Here is a 17,590-nt window from a genome sequence, read left to right on the forward strand (position 1 = left end):
CCACTTCAAAGTAATAATAAACCCAAAGAAAAAGCACTACCTACTCTTGAACACCCGGTCCAAAGGTCAGTAGTTCTAATCCACTCAGTCGTACCACTTCAAAGTAATAAAAATAAAATAACCTTTATGTTTTAATTTTATACCGCTACCTTAAATAGTTATTTTGATTGATTTATATGCTATTTATTTACAAATTGCATATAATCACTTAGTGGGATTGGAAAGTGGGTATTCATATGGATCGGGTTGTTGTTTTAGCACTATTATTTTTGTGTACTTTGTTTAGTGCTTATACTTGTGCACTCCCTCTGAATACTGATACAACGACTCTCAGCGATGATAACTTATGGCGGCCCACTACATCATCAGATACTGCACCGTCTGCAGAGCAAATAGTTTCCTTATACAAAAACAGTACTGAAACAAATAACTTACTTGGAAAAAACGGCGCTGTTGTGACTAAAATAGCGCTTCAAAGTAATACCCCCTCAGATTGGTACATACTCCCACAAGCTAATTTTATCGACGTTGGTGTGGCCTATTGGCAAAGTGATAACGGTGATTTAATCAAGCTTGCTGATTTTTCGCAATCTCATATTAACCAACCCGCTATTATAATGCATGGCCAAGCTTTTAAGTTGTCTTTTGCGAACGCTGGTAGAGGCTATTTATGGATATATTTAGATGCTAAGCGCTATCCAACCCCAGTTGATTTAAAAGTATTAAGCGAACCTGCATTTTTGCATCACCAGTTTTATGTAAACTCACTTACTCTTATCGCTATTTCGGTCATGCTTACACTTGCTGTTATGGCCTTTGTAATGTTTTTAAGAGTAAAGCAAAAAGTCGCGTTGTTTTGTGCAGGTTATGTAGGCTTGCATGGTCTAGGTTGGGCTTTTGCATCGGGTGCTGTAAACGCAATATATACCAGTCCTACTTTTAATAAACACTATTTAGGCATGTACTTATTTGCTTTTGCAATCAGTTGCGCCTCCGCCTATACCTACTACTTGTTTAATTTTGATAAAGAAAAAACAAATAAACTAGGTAGTGCGTTAAAATATTTTACTTATGCATCGCTTGTATGTGGTGTGTGCAGTGTGTTTATGCCGTTTTATATTGTGTTTTATGTGGCGCATTTATTAGCTGCAACATGGGTGATGCTTAGCATAACAACAGGCTTTGCAATGTTAAGCTTAAACGACTTTAGAGCTAAGTACTTTTTGTTTGGTAACTTACTTTATAGCCTATCTTTGGCTGTTTATGTCGCGTTTCATTTTAATATGATAAACGCTTCATCATCCGAAATCTTTGTACTTAGTGCCTTGGCTATAGATTGTGTATGCATACTATTGTCTTTATCTGAGTGGCTAAAATTAAAGCAGCACGAGTTTAACATCATACTTTATCAATCGCGCTTTGACCCACTAACTCAAGTAGGAAATCGCTTATTATTAGATGATGAGTTAACCAAGCTATCAATTTCTTCTTACGTAATTGTGTTTATAGATTGCGATGGCATCAAAAAAATAAATGATGCATTAGGGCATACAAAAGGCGATGAATTTTTAGTAAATGCAGCAAATTTAATGAAAAATCATGTACCACATAACACAGCTGTGTTTAGAACCGGAGGAGATGAATTTATTTGGCTATGTAAAGTAGCGAATAAAGCTGAGCTTAGCCAAATAACAGTAGCGCTCAAAGAAAAGCTAAATTCGCTCCATCACACTATTAAACAACAGTGGCCACAATCAGGCATTAGTTATGGAATAGCTTCAAGCGATGAATGCCAAAATCATACTGAATGCTTAACCTTAGCCGATGAACGCATGTACAGTTTAAAGTCTGCCCACAAACTTAAAGCGAGCTAACGTTATAAATTACAAAGTTATAAAACGTAATCAACAAGTCATATCACTACATTCAATATAAAAACTAAAAGAATTAGGTTTTAGTTTATGTTATTTTCAAGGCATTACAGTTAACACAAACTAATAGGAGCTTTTTTTGAAACTTACGCCGCCCTAGGCAACCACTCCCCCCTTTTTAATCCGCACATTATGTGCAACCTTATCGCCTCTGCGCGAGAATCCCTGATATTTAAATAAAATATTCCCCTATACTTTGGGAAACTAACTAATTAGGTTACTTACATGTTTGATCACGTAAAAAGAGATTGGCTCTCTAATGTTCGTGGCGATGTGCTTGCTGGTATTGTTGTAGCGCTTGCGCTAATACCTGAAGCTATTGCCTTTTCTATTATTGCAGGTGTTGATCCTAAGGTGGGGTTATACGCCTCATTTTGTATTGCGGTTATTATTGCCTTTGTAGGCGGTCGTCCAGGTATGATATCTGCAGCCACCGGTGCAATGGCACTACTAATGGTCACGCTGGTTAAAGACCACGGTCTTGAATATTTACTTGTTGCTACCTTACTTACCGGCGTACTACAAATATTTGCTGGGTTTTTAAAGCTCGGTGAGTTAATGCGGTTTGTATCGCGCTCTGTTGTTACTGGTTTTGTAAACGCGCTGGCTATTTTAATATTTATGGCACAGTTGCCTGAGCTTACCAATGTGACTTGGCATGTTTACGCTATGACCGCAGCGGGCTTGGGTATTATTTACTTGTTCCCGTATATACCAACCATTGGCAAGATTATCCCTTCCCCACTTGTGTGTATTGTTGTAATAACACTTGTGTGTATTTATTTAGGCCTTGATATCAGAACCGTGGGCGATATGGGTGAACTGCCAGATACCCTGCCTATATTTTTATGGCCCGATGTACCGCTAACGCTTGAAACACTGCAAATTGTTTTACCTTACTCTATTGGCCTAGCCGTTGTAGGTTTACTTGAGTCGATGATGACCGCAACTATTGTTGACGATTTAACCGATACCACAAGCGATCGAAATAAAGAGTGTAAAGGCCAAGGTATTGCCAATATTGGTGCGGGTTTATTTGGTGGTATGGCTGGTTGTGCCATGATTGGGCAATCAATTATTAATGTTAAATCGGGTGGCCGAGGCAGGCTTTCTACCTTTATTGCAGGCTCATTTTTAATTGTTATGGTGGTGTTTTTAGATGAATGGCTGCGATTAATTCCTATGGCGGCCCTAGTTGCAGTAATGATTATGGTATCGATTGGTACATTTTCGTGGACATCGATAAAAGATTTAAAAAAGAACCCACTGTCGTCAAATGTAGTGATGATTTCAACTGTTATTGTGGTTGTAGCCACACATAACTTGGCCATGGGTGTATTAGTAGGTGTTTTGCTAGCCACGCTGTTTTTTGCCAACAAAATTGGCCGTTTTATGGCTGTAACAGCTAAGCACGATGAAACAAATAACCAAGTAACTTATGAAGTTGTTGGCCAAGTGTTTTTTGCCTCTGCGGAACAGTTTATTGCATCGTTTGATTTTAAAAATGCAGTAGCAAATGTTGTTATAGATTTAACCCACGCCCATTTTTGGGATATAACCGGGGTATCGTCACTTGATAAAGTCGTTATTAAATTTAGACGTGAAGGCGCAACAGTAAACATTATTGGTATGAACAGCGCTACCGAAACCGTAGTCGATAAATTTGGCGTGCACAACGACCCTAAAGAAGTCGAAAAATTACTTGGCGGACATTAAGGAGAATGCAATGAATAAAATTATCACTTGTGTAGATGGCTCTGCAATTACACATGCGGTGACTGATGCCGCTATTTGGGCTTCAAAAAAGCTTAATAAACCAATTTGCCTTGTACATACGCTTGAAAAGAAGCTAGAGCAAAGAGCTGGCGACTACACGGGCACTATTGGCTTTGGCGCGCAATCACTTTTACTTGATGAAATGACTAAGCTTGACGAGCAACGCGCAAAAGTCTCATTAAAATTAGCAGATGAGTTACTTAACTCGCTAAGCGAGCAAGTTAAAAATGCAGGTTTAAACCATGTTGAGTTAATTAAGCGCCATGGCGACATATACGATGCCGTTATTGATTACAAAGCCGATACCCGTTTAATTGTTATTGGTCGATGTGGTATGGGCCATAGCCAAAATATGAGTGCGCTGGGCTCACATACCGAAACATTAGTACGCAGCTCTGCGGCACCTATATTAATGTTGCCCACTACATTTAATACGCCAAAATCATTTATGATTGCTTACGATGGCCGTGAAACTGCCGACAAAGCCCTTAAACAGGTTATTGATGGTGGTTTATTACATGGCTTACATTGCCACTTAGTGAGTATTAAAAACAACCAGCCCGAGCTGAATAAAAAGTTTAAAAACGCACAGCAAATGCTTACATCTAAAGGTTTTGAGGTAACAGCTAATTTTTTAGAAGGCGATATTTTTCATTCGCTTATGCAATACCAAGAGCAAAATAATATTGATTTAATAGTAATGGGGGCATTTGCTCATTCAAAGTTAAGGCAATTTTTTGTAGGCAGTAACACTATTAAAATGCTCGAAAATAGTAATGTACCCGTGGTAGTGCTTAAATAGTTTTTGAAGCCTTTGATGATTATTAAAGCCTAGAGTGAGCATGCTTTAGGCTTTATTTGTACCAGCTAAGCGCTAACCAAAACGCGGATTAAAATATTTATTAACATATTTAAAAAGAGAAATTACGCTTCAAAAGCCCACCATTATAAGTATATACAACGCCAAAAACCTACTTGCTATAAATTATTGGTCAGTAACGCTTACTACATCACTTAATTTAGTTTTCATAACCGTGCGAATATATTGGCTTAGCTCTCTAAAAAACACACGGCTCGACGATGTATTTCGCCAAATAAGGTTATGCTGGCGAATTATGCGCATATCTCTTAGCTCACACACTTGCAGCTCATTTGGACGATGTATTTCTGAGTGAATATATAAGCCAGGTAAAAAAGCAGACCCCATACCCATGACCACCATTTGCCTGAGTGTATCTAGGCTAGTGCCTTCATAGTCTCGGTGTAAAACCGCCCCCATCTCATGGCAAAGCTCTTGCACCTGATCGTGAAAATGATGCGATCCTTCAAGTGTTAACACGACTTCACCTTTAATATTAACAGGGTCAATAATAGCGTTTCCGGCTAACTCGTGATCACTTGCCATCACAAATTTAAGGGGTTCTATAAATAAAGGAGCTTCTACTAATTGGGTTGATTCTTGTACTTTGTCGGTAAGTATTAAATCGTAATCGCCATTATAAAGCCCTTGTAGTAAATTTGCAGAGGTGTCTTCGCGAACATAAAATTTCAATTGAGCGTACTTTTTATGCAACTCTGGTAAAATATGTGGCAATAAATAAGGCCCTACCGAAGGTGGCACGCCTAATCGATACGTTGTTTGTGAGTCATCATTTAAGTCTCTGGCTAGTTCGTCAAAACGCATGCTTGCTTGGAGTAAAACCTCAGCCTGAAAAAGTAACGCTCGCCCTTGGGGTGTTAAAACCGTCCCGCTTCGTGAGCGTTCAAACAGCTGTAAATTAAGCATTTTTTCAAGTGCCGCTATTTGATTGGTTAACGTAGGCTGGCTAATTTTTAACGCTTGCGCTGCACGTCTAAAACTCAGCGTTTTTGCAACTTTGGCAAAATATTTTATTTGTGAAATTGAAGGAGACTTTAGCGGACCTTGGTTCATTTATCATTTACTTAAAATTCGTCTGATAGCATAAAGCTATCACGAACATACCTATACTGCTATAAATTTATCAGGCAAGAATAACTATGCAAAAAATTAAAATATTAAATTATATCAAGTCGCTTAATTAAGTGAGCTATTTTGAGGGTTGAAAAACGAGTTGATAGCTAGGAAAAAATTGGCTATTAAGTTGTTCTCGGCAATTGCTCCTGCATTGCTCTACCTTCTGCATCCATGCAGTCGTAAATAAGAATATTTTAATGCAGGTAGCAACACGTTTAACCCCATAAAATGATTAAGTATTATTTCAAATTGGTATTACACAAAATAGGAGCTGTTCATGGAACATATTATTTCGGGCGTAGCTAAATTTCAGAAAGACGTTTTTCCCGCTAAAAAAGAAGCTTTTCAAAAGCTAGCAAATGGCCAAAACCCAGAAGTGTTGTTTATTACCTGTGCCGACTCTCGCATCGATCCTAACTTAGTAACCCAAACTGAGCCTGGTGAATTATTTATTTGTCGTAATGCGGGCAATATCGTCCCCCCTCATAGTAATCAAACTGGCGGTATGACCGCATCAATCGAATTTGCAGTGGCAGCATTAGGTGTTACCCACATTATTATTTGTGGTCACTCTGATTGTGGCGCAATGAAAGGCGCAATTAACACTGAAGGCCTAGCAAGTTTGCCCCATGTTAAAGAATGGTTAGGTCACAGCCGTGTAGCAACAGAAGTTGTTAAAGAAAAATGCGGATGTAGTTCACTTACTCACGAAGAGCATTTAGGCCTTGTAACCGAAGAAAACGTAATTCAGCAATTGCAGCATATTAAAACTCACCCTGCAGTTGCGGCAAAAATAGCAACTGACCAAATTAAATTACACGGTTGGGTGTACGACTTTGAATCGGCTGAAATTAAAACCTACGACGAAGCAACAAGAGAATTTAAACCCGTAAAAGACACCTACGAAGAAACTATCGCTAAAGAAGAGCAATAATGAAGAGTTTATTCTCAAATGTTCGAGGCGACATAACCGGCGGTATTACCGCAGGGGTTGTTGCTCTACCTCTTGCCCTTGCTTTGGGTGTTGCCTCGGGGCTTGGTCCCATGGCTGGTTTATACGGTGCTATGGCCGTTGGTTTTTTTGCTGCCCTTTTTGGTGGTACACCTTCTCAAATATCGGGCCCTACGGGGCCAATGGTTGTGGTACTTGCGGGTTTATTTGCGAGCTTATCGGGTAATGCTGAACTTATATTTACAGCGGTAATTTTAGCGGGCTTAATACAAATTGCCTTTGGCTTTTTAGGTATTGGGCAATATATTCGCTTAGTTCCTTACCCTGTTATTTCTGGATTTATGACCGGCATTGGCGCAATTATTATTATTTTACAATTGGGTCGAGTGTTTGGCCATGAGCCGCCAGGTGGTACTATTGGTGCCCTATCTTACTTACCAACAGCACTGGCTGATATTAACTTTGCTACTTTAGCACTGAGTATTGGTACATTATTTATTGCCTATAAATGGCCTGCAAAATTAGGCAAATACATACCTGGTGCGCTAGCGGCTTTAGTGATTGGGACTTTAGCAAGTTTATTTATTAGTGTACCAATTTTAGGCGAAATCCCCACAGGCTTACCGAGCTTACACTTACCCGCTTACGATACACAAAGCATATTTTTAGTTCTCGAAGCCGCAGTGATCTTAGCTATTTTAGGCTCTATAGATAGCTTATTAACCTCACTTGTTGCCGATAACATGACCCGAACTCGCCATAATTCAAATAAAGAATTAGTAGGCCAAGGTATTGGTAATACGGTAGCAGGTTTAATTGGTGGTATTGCCGGCGCAGGTGCAACCATGCGTACCGTAGTTAATATAAGAAGTGGTGGTAAAGAGCGTCTTTCAGGCATGATCCATTCACTTGTATTATTAGCTGTAATTTTAGGTTTAAGCCCACTTGCAAGCCAAATACCTCATGCAGTACTGGCGGGTATTTTAGTAAAGGTAGGTCTAGATATTGTTGATTGGAGTTACTTAAAACGCGCTCATAAAGGTCCGCGTTGGGACTTTGCTCTTATGCTTTTAGTGTTAGGTTTAACCGTATTTGTAGATTTAATAACAGCTGTAGGCGTTGGTGTTGTTTTAGCAGCGCTCGCATTTGTCCGTCAAATTGCACAAATTCAGCTAGAGCAGCTTAATAACCTACCTGAAAATTTAGAAGACGAAGCCGAAAACGAGCTACTTAAGCAAACTAAAGGCAAAGTTTTACTATTTAGTTTTGGTGGACCACTTAGTTTTGGCGCCGCTGCCGATGTAGGACATCATGTTCGCGAAAGCGTAAAACCAGGCTCTAAAGTGCTAATACTCGACTTTTCGCGCGTCCCAACTATGGATGTATCGGCTGCTATGGCGGTAGAAACAGTGACCACCGATGCGCTCTCATCAGGTCGTAGTTTATATATTTGTGGTGCAAACCAAGCCGTACAACAGGTATTAAATAGTATTAATGCCAAGCACAGCGAAACCATTATATTTAAAACCCGACTTGAAGCACTGGAGCAAGCGCTCAAGAGCACCATTAAAAATGCAAATGAGTAAGCTATTAATTTAAAAGTTTTTAAACGAATAGCGCTTAAGGGCCACTGGCCCTTAAGCTATTCAACTAAACTTTTCGAACAAAAACTCAATAAAGCTTTTAACTTTCTGCGCAACAAATTTTCGATGTGGATAAATAGCAAATAAGCCAAATTCAAAGGTTTTATAATCCCGCATAACCTGTACAAGCTTGCCCGATGCAATATCGTCTCTCACCACTATTTCAGGGATTAAGCCAATACCGCCACCCGCTACAACCACCTCTTTTACAGCTTGCGGATTATTAACCGAAACTCGCGAGTTTACGTTTGCCGTTAATGCCTCGCCACTAGGTGAAACTATCGGCCAATGGCGACCTATTTTAAAGTTGCTATCAATCACCGTGGCGTGTTGCTCAAGCTCGTCAACACTCACTGGCTCACCAAAGTGTTTTATATAATCTGCTGACGCACATAAAATTAAAGGGTAACTGGTAATTTGCCTCGCGATTAAATTAGAGTCAGACACACTGCCAATTCTTATTGCTAAATCAACCCCCTCTTCTAGTAAATCAATTGTTTTATCAGAAAGCACTAAATCAATACTTAAATCGGGATAGCGGCTCAGTAACTCAGGCATTAACGGCGCAAGATTTGATTCACCAAACGACACCGGCGCACTCACCCGAAGTTTGCCGCTAGCAAGTGCTGTTTGACCCGATAAGTTATCGAGCATTTCGCTATAGCTTTCAATTACAGGTACTACGCTTGCGTAATAACTTTGCCCCGCTTCGGTAATCGAAATTCTACGCGTGGAGCGGTTAAATAATCTAACCCCTAGGTCTTGCTCTACAATGCCCACGTATTTACTAACCAGTGCCTATGAAAGCCCTAGTCTGTCGCCTGCGGCTGTAAAAGAGCCTGTTTCAACAACCGCGATGATTGTTTTAATGCCGATAATAGTATCCATGATTGTCAATATAGCATTGACATTTATTCCTTACTAGCTCGGTTTTTCAAAGCAGATAATAGTGAAAGAATAGCGTTATTAAAAAATCACTATTCAAATTAAAAAACAGGACAACCTATGAGCAACCTAACGCTATACCGTTTTACTTTATCTGGTCATTCACATCGTGTAGAGTTATTTACATCGCTTTTAAAACTTGATGTAAATATGGTTGATGTTGCACTGCAAAACGGCGAGCAAAAGCAAGCTGCCTTTCTAAAAATGAATATTTTTGGGCAAGTACCAGTGCTTAAACATAACGACGACATTATTAACGATTCAAACGCTATTTTGCTGTACTTAGCACAAAAATTTGATGCTAACAGAACCTGGTATCCAGAAGATATTACTGTTCAAGCGCACATTCAGCGCTGGTTGAGTGTTGCTGCGGGGCTTGTGGCGTCAGGTCCATGCTCGGCGCGTTTAGTTACTGTATTTGGCGCAGAGCTTGATCATCAAAACGCGATAAACATCGCCCATACATTATTTAAAACCATGAATGCGTACTTACAAAACCGCGAGTACTTGGTAGGCACTCAGCCAACTATTGCCGACATTGCCAACTTTTCGTACATAGCACACGCACCAGAGGGCGGCGTATCACTTGAGCAATACCCAAATATTTTAAGATGGCTAAACAACATTCGTAAACTCGATGGCTTTATAGCAATGCCTGAAACAAAAGCGGGTTTACTCGCTTAGTTTTAAGTTTTTAATATTGTTTGGATAGAGGCTATTGAGCCTCTTTTTTTGTGCTTGTTTAAGTGATATTTGAGATTCAGTGATGATATTTATAATCGGTAATAGGATATGCTATTCTCTATTTGTAGAGTTTCACTGGATATAATGATATTTACATATGAAAATAAATGAAATGTCTTCTGATAAAATAGCTATATGCCAGAGAGAGGTTTGAATTGAATTTGTTTGAGAAAAAAATACCTAGATAATCCTATGAGAGCAAAAAATACGTGAAACGTCTTCCCGATTTTATTGGAGTTCTAATTAACAAAGGGAAATTGAATCTACATAATTGAAAAATAAAGTTTGTAGAAAACTTCTGTCCATCATGGCTCCGGAAGTGTTAATTTTTCTAGTACAGATTTCGAATTATTCCATCAAATTATGCTTTTGTAGTTTCTAGATGTAAGAATATAAGTTCAACCTGCTTTGATCGAAAAATAGCACATGAAAAACCAAAAAACACAAGTAAAAAGAGTGCTAAACTTAAGTAAGCCACTAATTAAAAAGCATTTTTCAGCCTATCTAAGCAGACGTTATATGTTTCTCTAAGGAAATAAATGAACTTACTCTTTGTATGTAGTCAAAATAAACTAAGAAGCCCAACAGCAGAATCCGTATTTTCAGATTTACCAAATGTTAATGTTCGCTCTGCAGGATTAAATAATAATGCAGAAATACCTTTAGGTATTGAAGATGTTGTTTGGGCCCATTGTATTTTTGTTATGGAGCAAGCACAGATAAAGAAGCTACGTACACATTATAAAAAGTATTTAAAAGAGCAACGTGTTATTTGTTTAGGTATTCCAGATAATTATGAATATATGGAACCTGCGCTAATTAAGCTATTTAAACAAAAAGTACCTCAATATATTAGTTTTTGAACACATAAATAATGACTATAAAACCATTTTAAAGCGATGATGACTACAAGCCTTTATCCTGCAAAAAATCATTTATAGATATTTTTAATTTTTGATTATATTAAGCAGTTGTAACAAGCTGAACTCCTCAGAACTTTACTTCTCAAGTTTGATTAAAACATTTAGAGCTATATTTTAAAACGCTACAGCTCTAAATCAAGCACCTCCACGCCTTTAGCTGGTACGGCGCAGCAAATTAGCGCCTGCCCTGTCTCTACCGGGTAACTTACGTTATTTCGATAAACCACAGCGCCTGCGTTTATTTTTACGGCGCAACTGCCGCAGCTGCCGTTTCTACATCCAAACTCAGGTTCTAAACCATGGGATTCGGCTACATTAAGTATAGTGTTATCGCCTTTGTTCCAACGTTGTTCAAAGCCCGATTTACTAAATTTAATTACGGTGTTGTCTGCTTCTTCTACGCTCATCTCATTACTTTTATTAGGAGCTTCGCTTGTGTTAAGCACTTTTCGGTTAATAGCAGAGGGTCCAAATGCTTCTGCAAATATGTTTTTATCCTGCACACCGAGCAATAACAGTTCGTTATATACGTGTTGCATAAACGCTTCAGGTCCGCATAAAAAGAACTCGTAATCATCAAGTGGTAAATAATACCTAAACACATCCGCATTTATGCGCCCTTTTAAATCAAAGCTTTCGTCTTTTAAATTAGAGCCATTGCCTTGCTTTTCATCAAGCTCAGGTTGAGATAAAAGTGAGTAGTAATCAATTGCGCCGCCACTCGTATCTGCAAGTGTTTTTAGCTCGCTGTAAAACGCACGCTGCTGTTTATTTTTAGCACTGTGAAAAATATGCAAAGGGCGTGTATAGCGGGTTCTTAACCCTTCGTGTGCAATATGTTTAGCCATTGAGATCATAGGTGTAATGCCTATTCCGCCACCAATTAGCACCGCAGGTTTAATGCTGGTTGGGTCAATAAAAAACTGCCCTTGTGGGTATTTAGCTAAAATAACGTCGCCTACTTTTACGTTATTATGAAAATAGTGCGACACCTCGCCACTGAGCTCTTTTTTAATCGATAACCTATAAAATAGTTCATGCGGGCTTGATGACAAGGTGTAGGTTCTAATAACAGGTTTGCTATTACTATTATTGCTACTATTTTTACACGGTATTTGTACAGTTAAATGCTGCCCAGCTTTAAACGGTAACAAGGTTGTATTGTTATGCCCTTCTAAATAAAAGGAGGTAATTACATTACTTTCTTTCGTTATTTTAGTTACTTTTAAAGGCTGCCACGTATGTTTTAGTTTTTCGGCTTGTTTGTTTTTATCAGCTTCAAGCCATGTGCCTGTCATTTTAGTGTTAGGTGAGTAAGCATCAAATTTAGCACTAAACGGAAGTAAGTTTTTAAGCCAGATTCCTTTAGTAAGCGTAAATTTCCAACCTCGGTCTGCGCCAATAAAGCCTTTAAGCTCTGGGTGCCCGTCCCATAAAATTTCAACACTGCCGGTAAGCATTAATACATTGCCCGTATCAAAATCAGGAAATAACAAACCCGCTTTTGGGTTTATTAAAAAGTTACCCAAGGTATTAAAAAAATTATTACCAGCGTAATCAGGAATCGTTAATGTGTTGCCTTCTCGCTTTACAAAACCCGGCATTCCACCACGGTGAGAAACATCAACACCTTCAATTTTTGGGTTGTTTTTAGCAGTTATAAAACTTGAAACAAAAAATGTATCTGTTGCGTCAATTAACCTAGTTGCGGCGTTATCAAGCGTATTAAATTCAACTTTTTGTACCGCATTACTTTTAAATAAAGGATCTCTATTAAACGTTAAGTCGCGCGTTTGGATATACTGCGGGCAATTACCAAAAGATTGATCAACATTAAAACTCACCTGATTATCGCTAATTACCTCGCCTACGTGCACGTTTAAACGGTTACGCCTTCGTGTACTTAGTTCAATACCTAATAAACCAATGGGCGAACCTGCAACCTTTAGCGTGTTATTTAAGGGGTCGTTTTTATCAACTGCGTGCGTCATTAATAACGACGTGGATGTTGGGGTACTTAAAAAACCTGGTTTACCTGAAACAATAGAGGCCCACACATCGGTGTTTGTATCAACACTGCCTGCAACCAAAAATGGTAACTGTTCAAAAAAAGCTTGATGCTGCTCTGGCATAAAGGAGCGAACAGCACGTTTGCCAAATGTAGCCATTATTTCTCGTTTACCAAGTTTGTCTTGTATTGCCAGTTCACCTTCATGAAACGGTGAATCATCTATTGGGTTTGTGTTAGTCATTTTGCTCATAAATTGGTGTGCGTATTTTATGGGTTAAATTTAACCCAATACACTATGAATGATAATGCGCCTTTTATTGACTGATAATGCACATAATAAAGACAATACTTGCACTGCCGTAGTGCTAGTTACGCACCAAAGTAAAACAAAATAGTAAAATTAAAACACATAAAAACAAAGCTACCTCTTTAAAAACAGCCACTTAAAAACATGGCCGTGTTTTTGCAAACAATTAGTTAACAAGCCCGTTATTTTAACGGCATACATTTAGGTTGTTATGACCACAGGCAAAGAAGCCCGCTCGCAGTTACATGAATTTGTATCTGTGGCGGGCTTTTTTGTTTTTAAAATTTAAACCGTCACATTAAGGAATGCCTAATGCAAACCTCGCAAAAAATACTCATTATCGGCAATGGTATGGTCGGACATCATTTTGTTGAGCAAATGCGCCAAAGCGATGACAAAGCAAATATTACAGTACTTTGTGGAGAAGCAAATCTTGCATACGACCGCGTTTATTTATCAAGCGTGTTTGATGGCAAAACAGCCGCCGATTTAGCACTTACAACTTTAGACAACTATCAACAACTTAATATTAATGTGCATACTAAACAGTGGGTTGAAGGCATTGATAGAGTAAATAAAGTAGTAACTACTCAAACTGGCGATCAATACCCGTACGATAAGCTTGTACTTGCTACGGGCTCGTTCCCGTTTGTGCCGCCAATTAAGGGGAACGATCAACCCCATTGCTTGGTTTATCGCACACTAGAGGATTTAGAGCAAATAAAAGCCAGTGCCGCAGCAAGTAAAAGCGGTGTTGTTATTGGGGGGGGGTTATTAGGGCTTGAAGCCGCAAACGCAATTAAACAATTAGGGCTCGATACCCATGTTGTTGAGTTTGCACCGCAGCTTATGGCTGTTCAGCTCGACGGGCAAGGCGGAACGCTGTTAAAAAATAAAATAGAAAAACTAGGCGTTACTGTTCATACCTCAAAAGCAACCAGCGAAATTGTTAAAGGTGAAACTAGCCGCTTTAGATTAAACTTTTCAGACGGTACGTTTTTAGAAACAGACTTAATTTTGTTCTCTGCCGGTATTCGCCCTTATGATCAACTGGGCAAGGTGGCTGAGCTAGAACTTGGCGAGCGTGGCGGCATTATTATTAATAACCAGTGCCAAACTTCAGACCCTGATATTTTAGCTATTGGCGAATGTGCCTTGTGGGACAAAAAACTATTTGGTTTAGTGGCACCTGGCTACAACATGGCCCGCGTTGCAGCAAGCCAGCTAAGTGGCGGCGAACTTGAATTTTCAGGTGCCGATATGAGCACTAAATTAAAACTACTCGGTGTTGAAGTAGGCTCTATTGGCGATGCTCATGCAAAAACACCTAACTGCAAAGAGCTTATTTACCAAGATCCAATTAGAGACTGCTATAAAAAAATCATTCTAAATGAAACCGGCGATAAGCTGCTTGGTGCAGTACTTGTTGGCGATACTAGTGATTACGATACGCTACTTCAGTACATGTTAAACGACATGGACTTACCAGAACATCCTGAGTGTTTAATTTTACCGGACAGCGCTGGCGCACCTTCATTAGCGGGCAGCGCCCTACCCGATACCGCCACCATTTGCTCGTGTCATAACGTGAGTAAAGGCGACATTGTGGGTGCTATTGATGGTGGCTCATGCGATTTAGCTGCTGTTAAATCGTGCACAAAAGCAGCCAGTGGTTGTGGTGGCTGTGCCGCTTTACTTAAATCGGTAGTAGATGATGAGCTTGCAAGTCGTGGTGTTGAAGTAAACAACCATGTGTGCGAGCACTTCGCGTATTCGCGCCAAGAGCTACTGCATATGGTTAAAGTAGAAAGCATTAAAACCTTTGATGATTTATTAGCTAAACACGGTAGTGGGCACCATGGTTGTGAAATATGTAAGCCTGCAATCGCTTCTATTTTAGCCTCAACGTGGAATGACTTTATTTTAGAACCTGCCCATGTTGGTCTGCAAGATACTAACGACACTTACCTTGCTAACATGCAAAAAGACGGTTCTTACTCTGTAGTACCGCGCATTGCAGGCGGCGAAATAACACCCGACAAACTCATTGTCATTGGCCAAGTAGCAAAAGACTTTAACCTCTATTGTAAAGTGACTGGTGGGCAGCGCATCGATTTATTTGGCGCACGTTTAGAAGAGCTACCCGTTATTTGGGGAAGACTCATTGAAGCTGGCTTTGAGACAGGCCACGCTTATGGTAAGTCTCTTAGAACGGTTAAGTCATGTGTGGGAAGTACTTGGTGTCGTTATGGTGTACAAGACAGTGTTGGCCACGCAATAGAAATTGAAAACCGCTATAAAGGGTTACGCTCACCACATAAATTTAAAATGGCCGTGTCGGGTTGTACCCGTGAATGCGCCGAAGCACAAAGTAAAGATATAGGTATTATTGCCACCGAAAACGGTTGGAACCTATATGTGTGTGGTAATGGCGGAATGCGCCCTCGTCACGCCGATTTATTTGCTACCGATTTAGATACAGCCACACTTATTAAATACATAGACCGCGTTTTAATGTTTTACATAAAAACCGCCGACAAATTACAGCGTACGTCTGTATGGATGGAAAACCTTGAAGGCGGCCTAGACTACCTTAAAAGTGTAGTAATAGATGACAGCTTAGGTATTTGCCAAGAGCTTGAAGAACAAATGGAACTTATTACTCAAACATACGCGTGTGAGTGGAAAAAAGCAGTAGAAAGCCCTGAAGCTTCTAAGCGCTTTCGCCAGTTTGTTAATAGCCCTAATCCCGATGACAATATTTTATTTGTACAAGAACGTAATCAAATTCGCCCAGCTACAGACGCTGAAAAACGCGAACAACTAATTACTCAAAACCGTATTCCAGTAATGGAACTTGAAGAGGAGCAAGCTGATGTCTTGGCATAATATTGGAACAATCGACGACCTAGTTGCTAACAGTGGTGTATGCGCATTAGTTAATAATCAGCAAGTGGCCATTTTTTATGTACCACAAAACACACAAAGCGTGTTTGCCATTAGTAACTACGACCCAATTGGAAAAGCGAATGTATTATCGCGCGGTATTATTGGCTCTATAGAGGGAAAACTGGTTGTGGCTTCGCCGTTATATAAACAGCATTTTTGTTTAGCAACAGGCGAGTGCCTAGAGGCCGAAGCAATACATTTACCGGTTTTTGATGCAAAAATTGAAAATGGTAACGTACTTATAAGCGCCGAGCCGAAAGTAATTAAAGCGGTTGCTTAAGGAGATTATTATGAGCGTGCTTTCTTATTTTTCGGGTATTGAAAATGGTTGGCTAAACAAATTTGTAAACAAACTTACCAATGGCGTTGAGCATACTCGCAAAGGGGGCAAAAACGGCCATGTTTATATTATTGGAGCAGGTCCGGGCGATGCTGAGCTAATTACCGTAAAAGCGCAGCGTTTAATACAAACAGCCGACGTCGTTTTATATGACTGGCTTGTAAGCGAAGATTTACTAAAAACATTACCTAAAACAGCGCAGCGTGTATTTGTAGGCAAACGAGCCGGTATGCATTCAATGACACAGGCCAATATTTGCGCCCTACTCGTTAAATATGCTCAACAAGGGTTAAACGTAGTACGTTTAAAAGGGGGCGATCCGAGTATATTTGCTCGCATAAACGAAGAGGCTGATGCGCTTACAAAGCATAATATTAACTTTGCGATTGTACCTGGTGTTACCACTGCATGTGCGACCTCTGCCTATACAGGCATTCCGCTTACAGCACGTGATGTAGCGCGAAGCGTCACGTTTTTAACTGCCCAATTTGCAGATCCTAAAAAACTGCCTAACTGGAGCAATTACGCCTTTGTGCAACGTAACAATAATCCAACTTTAGTGGTTTATATGGGCTTAGGACGATTAAAAGAGCTAAGTAGCGGCCTTCAATCGGTAAATTGGCCAAGTACTACGCCAATCTCACTTATCGAAAACGCCACAACGAGTAAGCAAAAAGTAATTACCAGTACATTAGAAAATATAGTAAACGATCAGCTTAGTCATAACCTGCAAGGCCCTACTCTTATAATTGTTGGAGAAGTAATAAACCATAAAATGGCTATTACCCCTGAGCTTTTAGTTCAAACGGTCAATACTTAATGCAGATTTAATACATAATGCACTTTTCGCGCTTATTTCCTCCCCAGGGGTAAGCGTGCTTTTTTATATACAATGTTAGCAGTGCAATATTCCCTTTTTATGCACCAAAAAGGGTAAATCTGCGTGCTTAAAATAAAGTGATTAATACTTTTAAAATAAAAATATAACCACAAGCGGCTGTTTTAGATTGATTTTAAATTCAATAGTTAATTTTTTTCATGATTGGAACAAGGGTTGCACTTTAAAAACAAAA

The 17,590-nt window shown here is 39.5% G+C and carries 12 protein-coding genes and 1 pseudogene; 10 read left to right on the forward strand and 3 right to left on the reverse strand.

Features of this window, described 5'->3' with window-relative positions; translation table 11 throughout:
- Positions 1-236: 236 nt before the first annotated feature.
- The 3 genes from CWC11_RS03160 to CWC11_RS03170 all read left to right on the forward strand — a co-directional run bounded on the left by CWC11_RS03160 (position 237) and on the right by CWC11_RS03170 (position 4,509).
- Entirely contained in the window at positions 237-1,874 is a 1,638-nt protein-coding gene (locus tag CWC11_RS03160) for a sensor domain-containing diguanylate cyclase (protein ID WP_138681521.1), read from the forward strand.
- A gap of 282 nt (positions 1,875-2,156) precedes the next feature.
- Positions 2,157-3,647, forward strand: coding sequence for a SulP family inorganic anion transporter (locus tag CWC11_RS03165; RefSeq protein WP_138681522.1), 1,491 nt, complete (start codon positions 2,157-2,159; stop codon positions 3,645-3,647).
- A gap of 10 nt (positions 3,648-3,657) precedes the next feature.
- Positions 3,658-4,509: a universal stress protein gene (locus CWC11_RS03170; RefSeq protein WP_138681523.1), complete on the forward strand. Its 852-nt coding sequence runs from the start codon at positions 3,658-3,660 to the stop codon at positions 4,507-4,509.
- A gap of 183 nt (positions 4,510-4,692) precedes the next feature.
- On the opposite strand, the gene CWC11_RS03175 is transcribed toward CWC11_RS03170, so the two are convergent.
- A complete protein-coding gene (locus CWC11_RS03175; protein WP_138681524.1) occupies positions 4,693-5,640 on the reverse strand; it encodes a hydrogen peroxide-inducible genes activator in 948 nt (315 codons plus the stop codon).
- Positions 5,641-5,980: 340 nt separating this feature from the next.
- Here CWC11_RS03175 and CWC11_RS03180 point away from each other — a divergent pair, with 340 nt between their 5' ends.
- Together CWC11_RS03180 and CWC11_RS03185 are read left to right on the forward strand one after the other, a co-directional pair.
- Entirely contained in the window at positions 5,981-6,637 is a 657-nt protein-coding gene (locus CWC11_RS03180) for a carbonic anhydrase (protein WP_058549767.1), read from the forward strand.
- On the forward strand, positions 6,637-8,241 hold the full coding sequence (locus CWC11_RS03185; protein ID WP_138681525.1) for a SulP family inorganic anion transporter: 1,605 nt from the start codon (positions 6,637-6,639) through the stop codon (positions 8,239-8,241). Before CWC11_RS03180 ends, CWC11_RS03185 begins: the two co-directional genes overlap by 1 nt.
- A gap of 60 nt (positions 8,242-8,301) precedes the next feature.
- Here CWC11_RS03185 and CWC11_RS03190 read toward each other — a convergent pair.
- A pseudogene (locus CWC11_RS03190) lies at positions 8,302-9,186 on the reverse strand (LysR family transcriptional regulator).
- A 117-nt stretch (positions 9,187-9,303) separates the two neighbouring features.
- Here CWC11_RS03190 and CWC11_RS03195 point away from each other — a divergent pair.
- Positions 9,304-9,927, forward strand: coding sequence for a glutathione S-transferase (locus tag CWC11_RS03195; RefSeq protein WP_138681526.1), 624 nt, complete (start codon positions 9,304-9,306; stop codon positions 9,925-9,927).
- Positions 9,928-10,526: 599 nt separating this feature from the next.
- On the forward strand, positions 10,527-10,850 hold the full coding sequence (locus CWC11_RS03200) for a low molecular weight protein tyrosine phosphatase family protein (protein WP_138681527.1): 324 nt from the start codon (positions 10,527-10,529) through the stop codon (positions 10,848-10,850).
- A gap of 182 nt (positions 10,851-11,032) precedes the next feature.
- Here CWC11_RS03200 and CWC11_RS03205 read toward each other — a convergent pair whose 3' ends face one another.
- Positions 11,033-13,162: a 2Fe-2S iron-sulfur cluster-binding protein gene (locus CWC11_RS03205; protein ID WP_138681528.1), complete on the reverse strand. Its 2,130-nt coding sequence runs from the start codon at positions 13,160-13,162 to the stop codon at positions 11,033-11,035.
- A 378-nt stretch (positions 13,163-13,540) separates the two neighbouring features.
- On the opposite strand from CWC11_RS03205, the gene nirB reads away from it, so the two are divergent.
- Genes nirB through cobA form a run of 3 tightly spaced genes read left to right on the forward strand, consistent with a single transcriptional unit; the run spans position 13,541 to position 17,337 of the window.
- Positions 13,541-16,117, forward strand: coding sequence for a nitrite reductase large subunit NirB (gene nirB, locus CWC11_RS03210; protein WP_138681529.1), 2,577 nt, complete (start codon positions 13,541-13,543; stop codon positions 16,115-16,117).
- Positions 16,104-16,457, forward strand: coding sequence for a nitrite reductase small subunit NirD (nirD, locus tag CWC11_RS03215; RefSeq protein WP_138681530.1), 354 nt, complete (start codon positions 16,104-16,106; stop codon positions 16,455-16,457). The genes nirB and nirD overlap by 14 nt, the downstream gene beginning before the upstream one ends.
- A 10-nt stretch (positions 16,458-16,467) precedes the next feature.
- Positions 16,468-17,337 carry a uroporphyrinogen-III C-methyltransferase gene (cobA, locus tag CWC11_RS03220; RefSeq protein WP_138681531.1) on the forward strand — a complete coding sequence of 290 codons (870 nt, stop codon included), beginning with the start codon at positions 16,468-16,470 and terminating at the stop codon, positions 17,335-17,337.
- The last annotated feature ends 253 nt before the right edge of the window (positions 17,338-17,590 follow it).

Source organism: Pseudoalteromonas sp. S3178, assembly GCF_005886985.1.
In the GTDB taxonomy this organism is placed as follows: domain Bacteria; phylum Pseudomonadota; class Gammaproteobacteria; order Enterobacterales; family Alteromonadaceae; genus Pseudoalteromonas; species Pseudoalteromonas carrageenovora.

What these genes read in the sequence shown, in the direction of transcription:
- nirD (WP_138681530.1), top strand. Translation starts at nt 16,104, where the DNA reads ATGTCTTGGCATAATATTGGAACAATCGACGACCTAGTTGCTAACAGT.
- CWC11_RS03175 (WP_138681524.1), bottom strand. Translation starts at nt 5,640, where the DNA reads ATGAACCAAGGTCCGCTAAAGTCTCCTTCAATTTCACAAATAAAATAT.
- CWC11_RS03170 (WP_138681523.1), top strand. Translation starts at nt 3,658, where the DNA reads ATGAATAAAATTATCACTTGTGTAGATGGCTCTGCAATTACACATGCG.
- CWC11_RS03165 (WP_138681522.1), top strand. Translation starts at nt 2,157, where the DNA reads ATGTTTGATCACGTAAAAAGAGATTGGCTCTCTAATGTTCGTGGCGAT.
- cobA (WP_138681531.1), top strand. Translation starts at nt 16,468, where the DNA reads ATGAGCGTGCTTTCTTATTTTTCGGGTATTGAAAATGGTTGGCTAAAC.
- nirB (WP_138681529.1), top strand. Translation starts at nt 13,541, where the DNA reads ATGCAAACCTCGCAAAAAATACTCATTATCGGCAATGGTATGGTCGGA.
- CWC11_RS03195 (WP_138681526.1), top strand. Translation starts at nt 9,304, where the DNA reads ATGAGCAACCTAACGCTATACCGTTTTACTTTATCTGGTCATTCACAT.
- CWC11_RS03185 (WP_138681525.1), top strand. Translation starts at nt 6,637, where the DNA reads ATGAAGAGTTTATTCTCAAATGTTCGAGGCGACATAACCGGCGGTATT.
- CWC11_RS03180 (WP_058549767.1), top strand. Translation starts at nt 5,981, where the DNA reads ATGGAACATATTATTTCGGGCGTAGCTAAATTTCAGAAAGACGTTTTT.
- CWC11_RS03160 (WP_138681521.1), top strand. Translation starts at nt 237, where the DNA reads ATGGATCGGGTTGTTGTTTTAGCACTATTATTTTTGTGTACTTTGTTT.
- CWC11_RS03200 (WP_138681527.1), top strand. Translation starts at nt 10,527, where the DNA reads ATGAACTTACTCTTTGTATGTAGTCAAAATAAACTAAGAAGCCCAACA.
- CWC11_RS03205 (WP_138681528.1), bottom strand. Translation starts at nt 13,162, where the DNA reads ATGACTAACACAAACCCAATAGATGATTCACCGTTTCATGAAGGTGAA.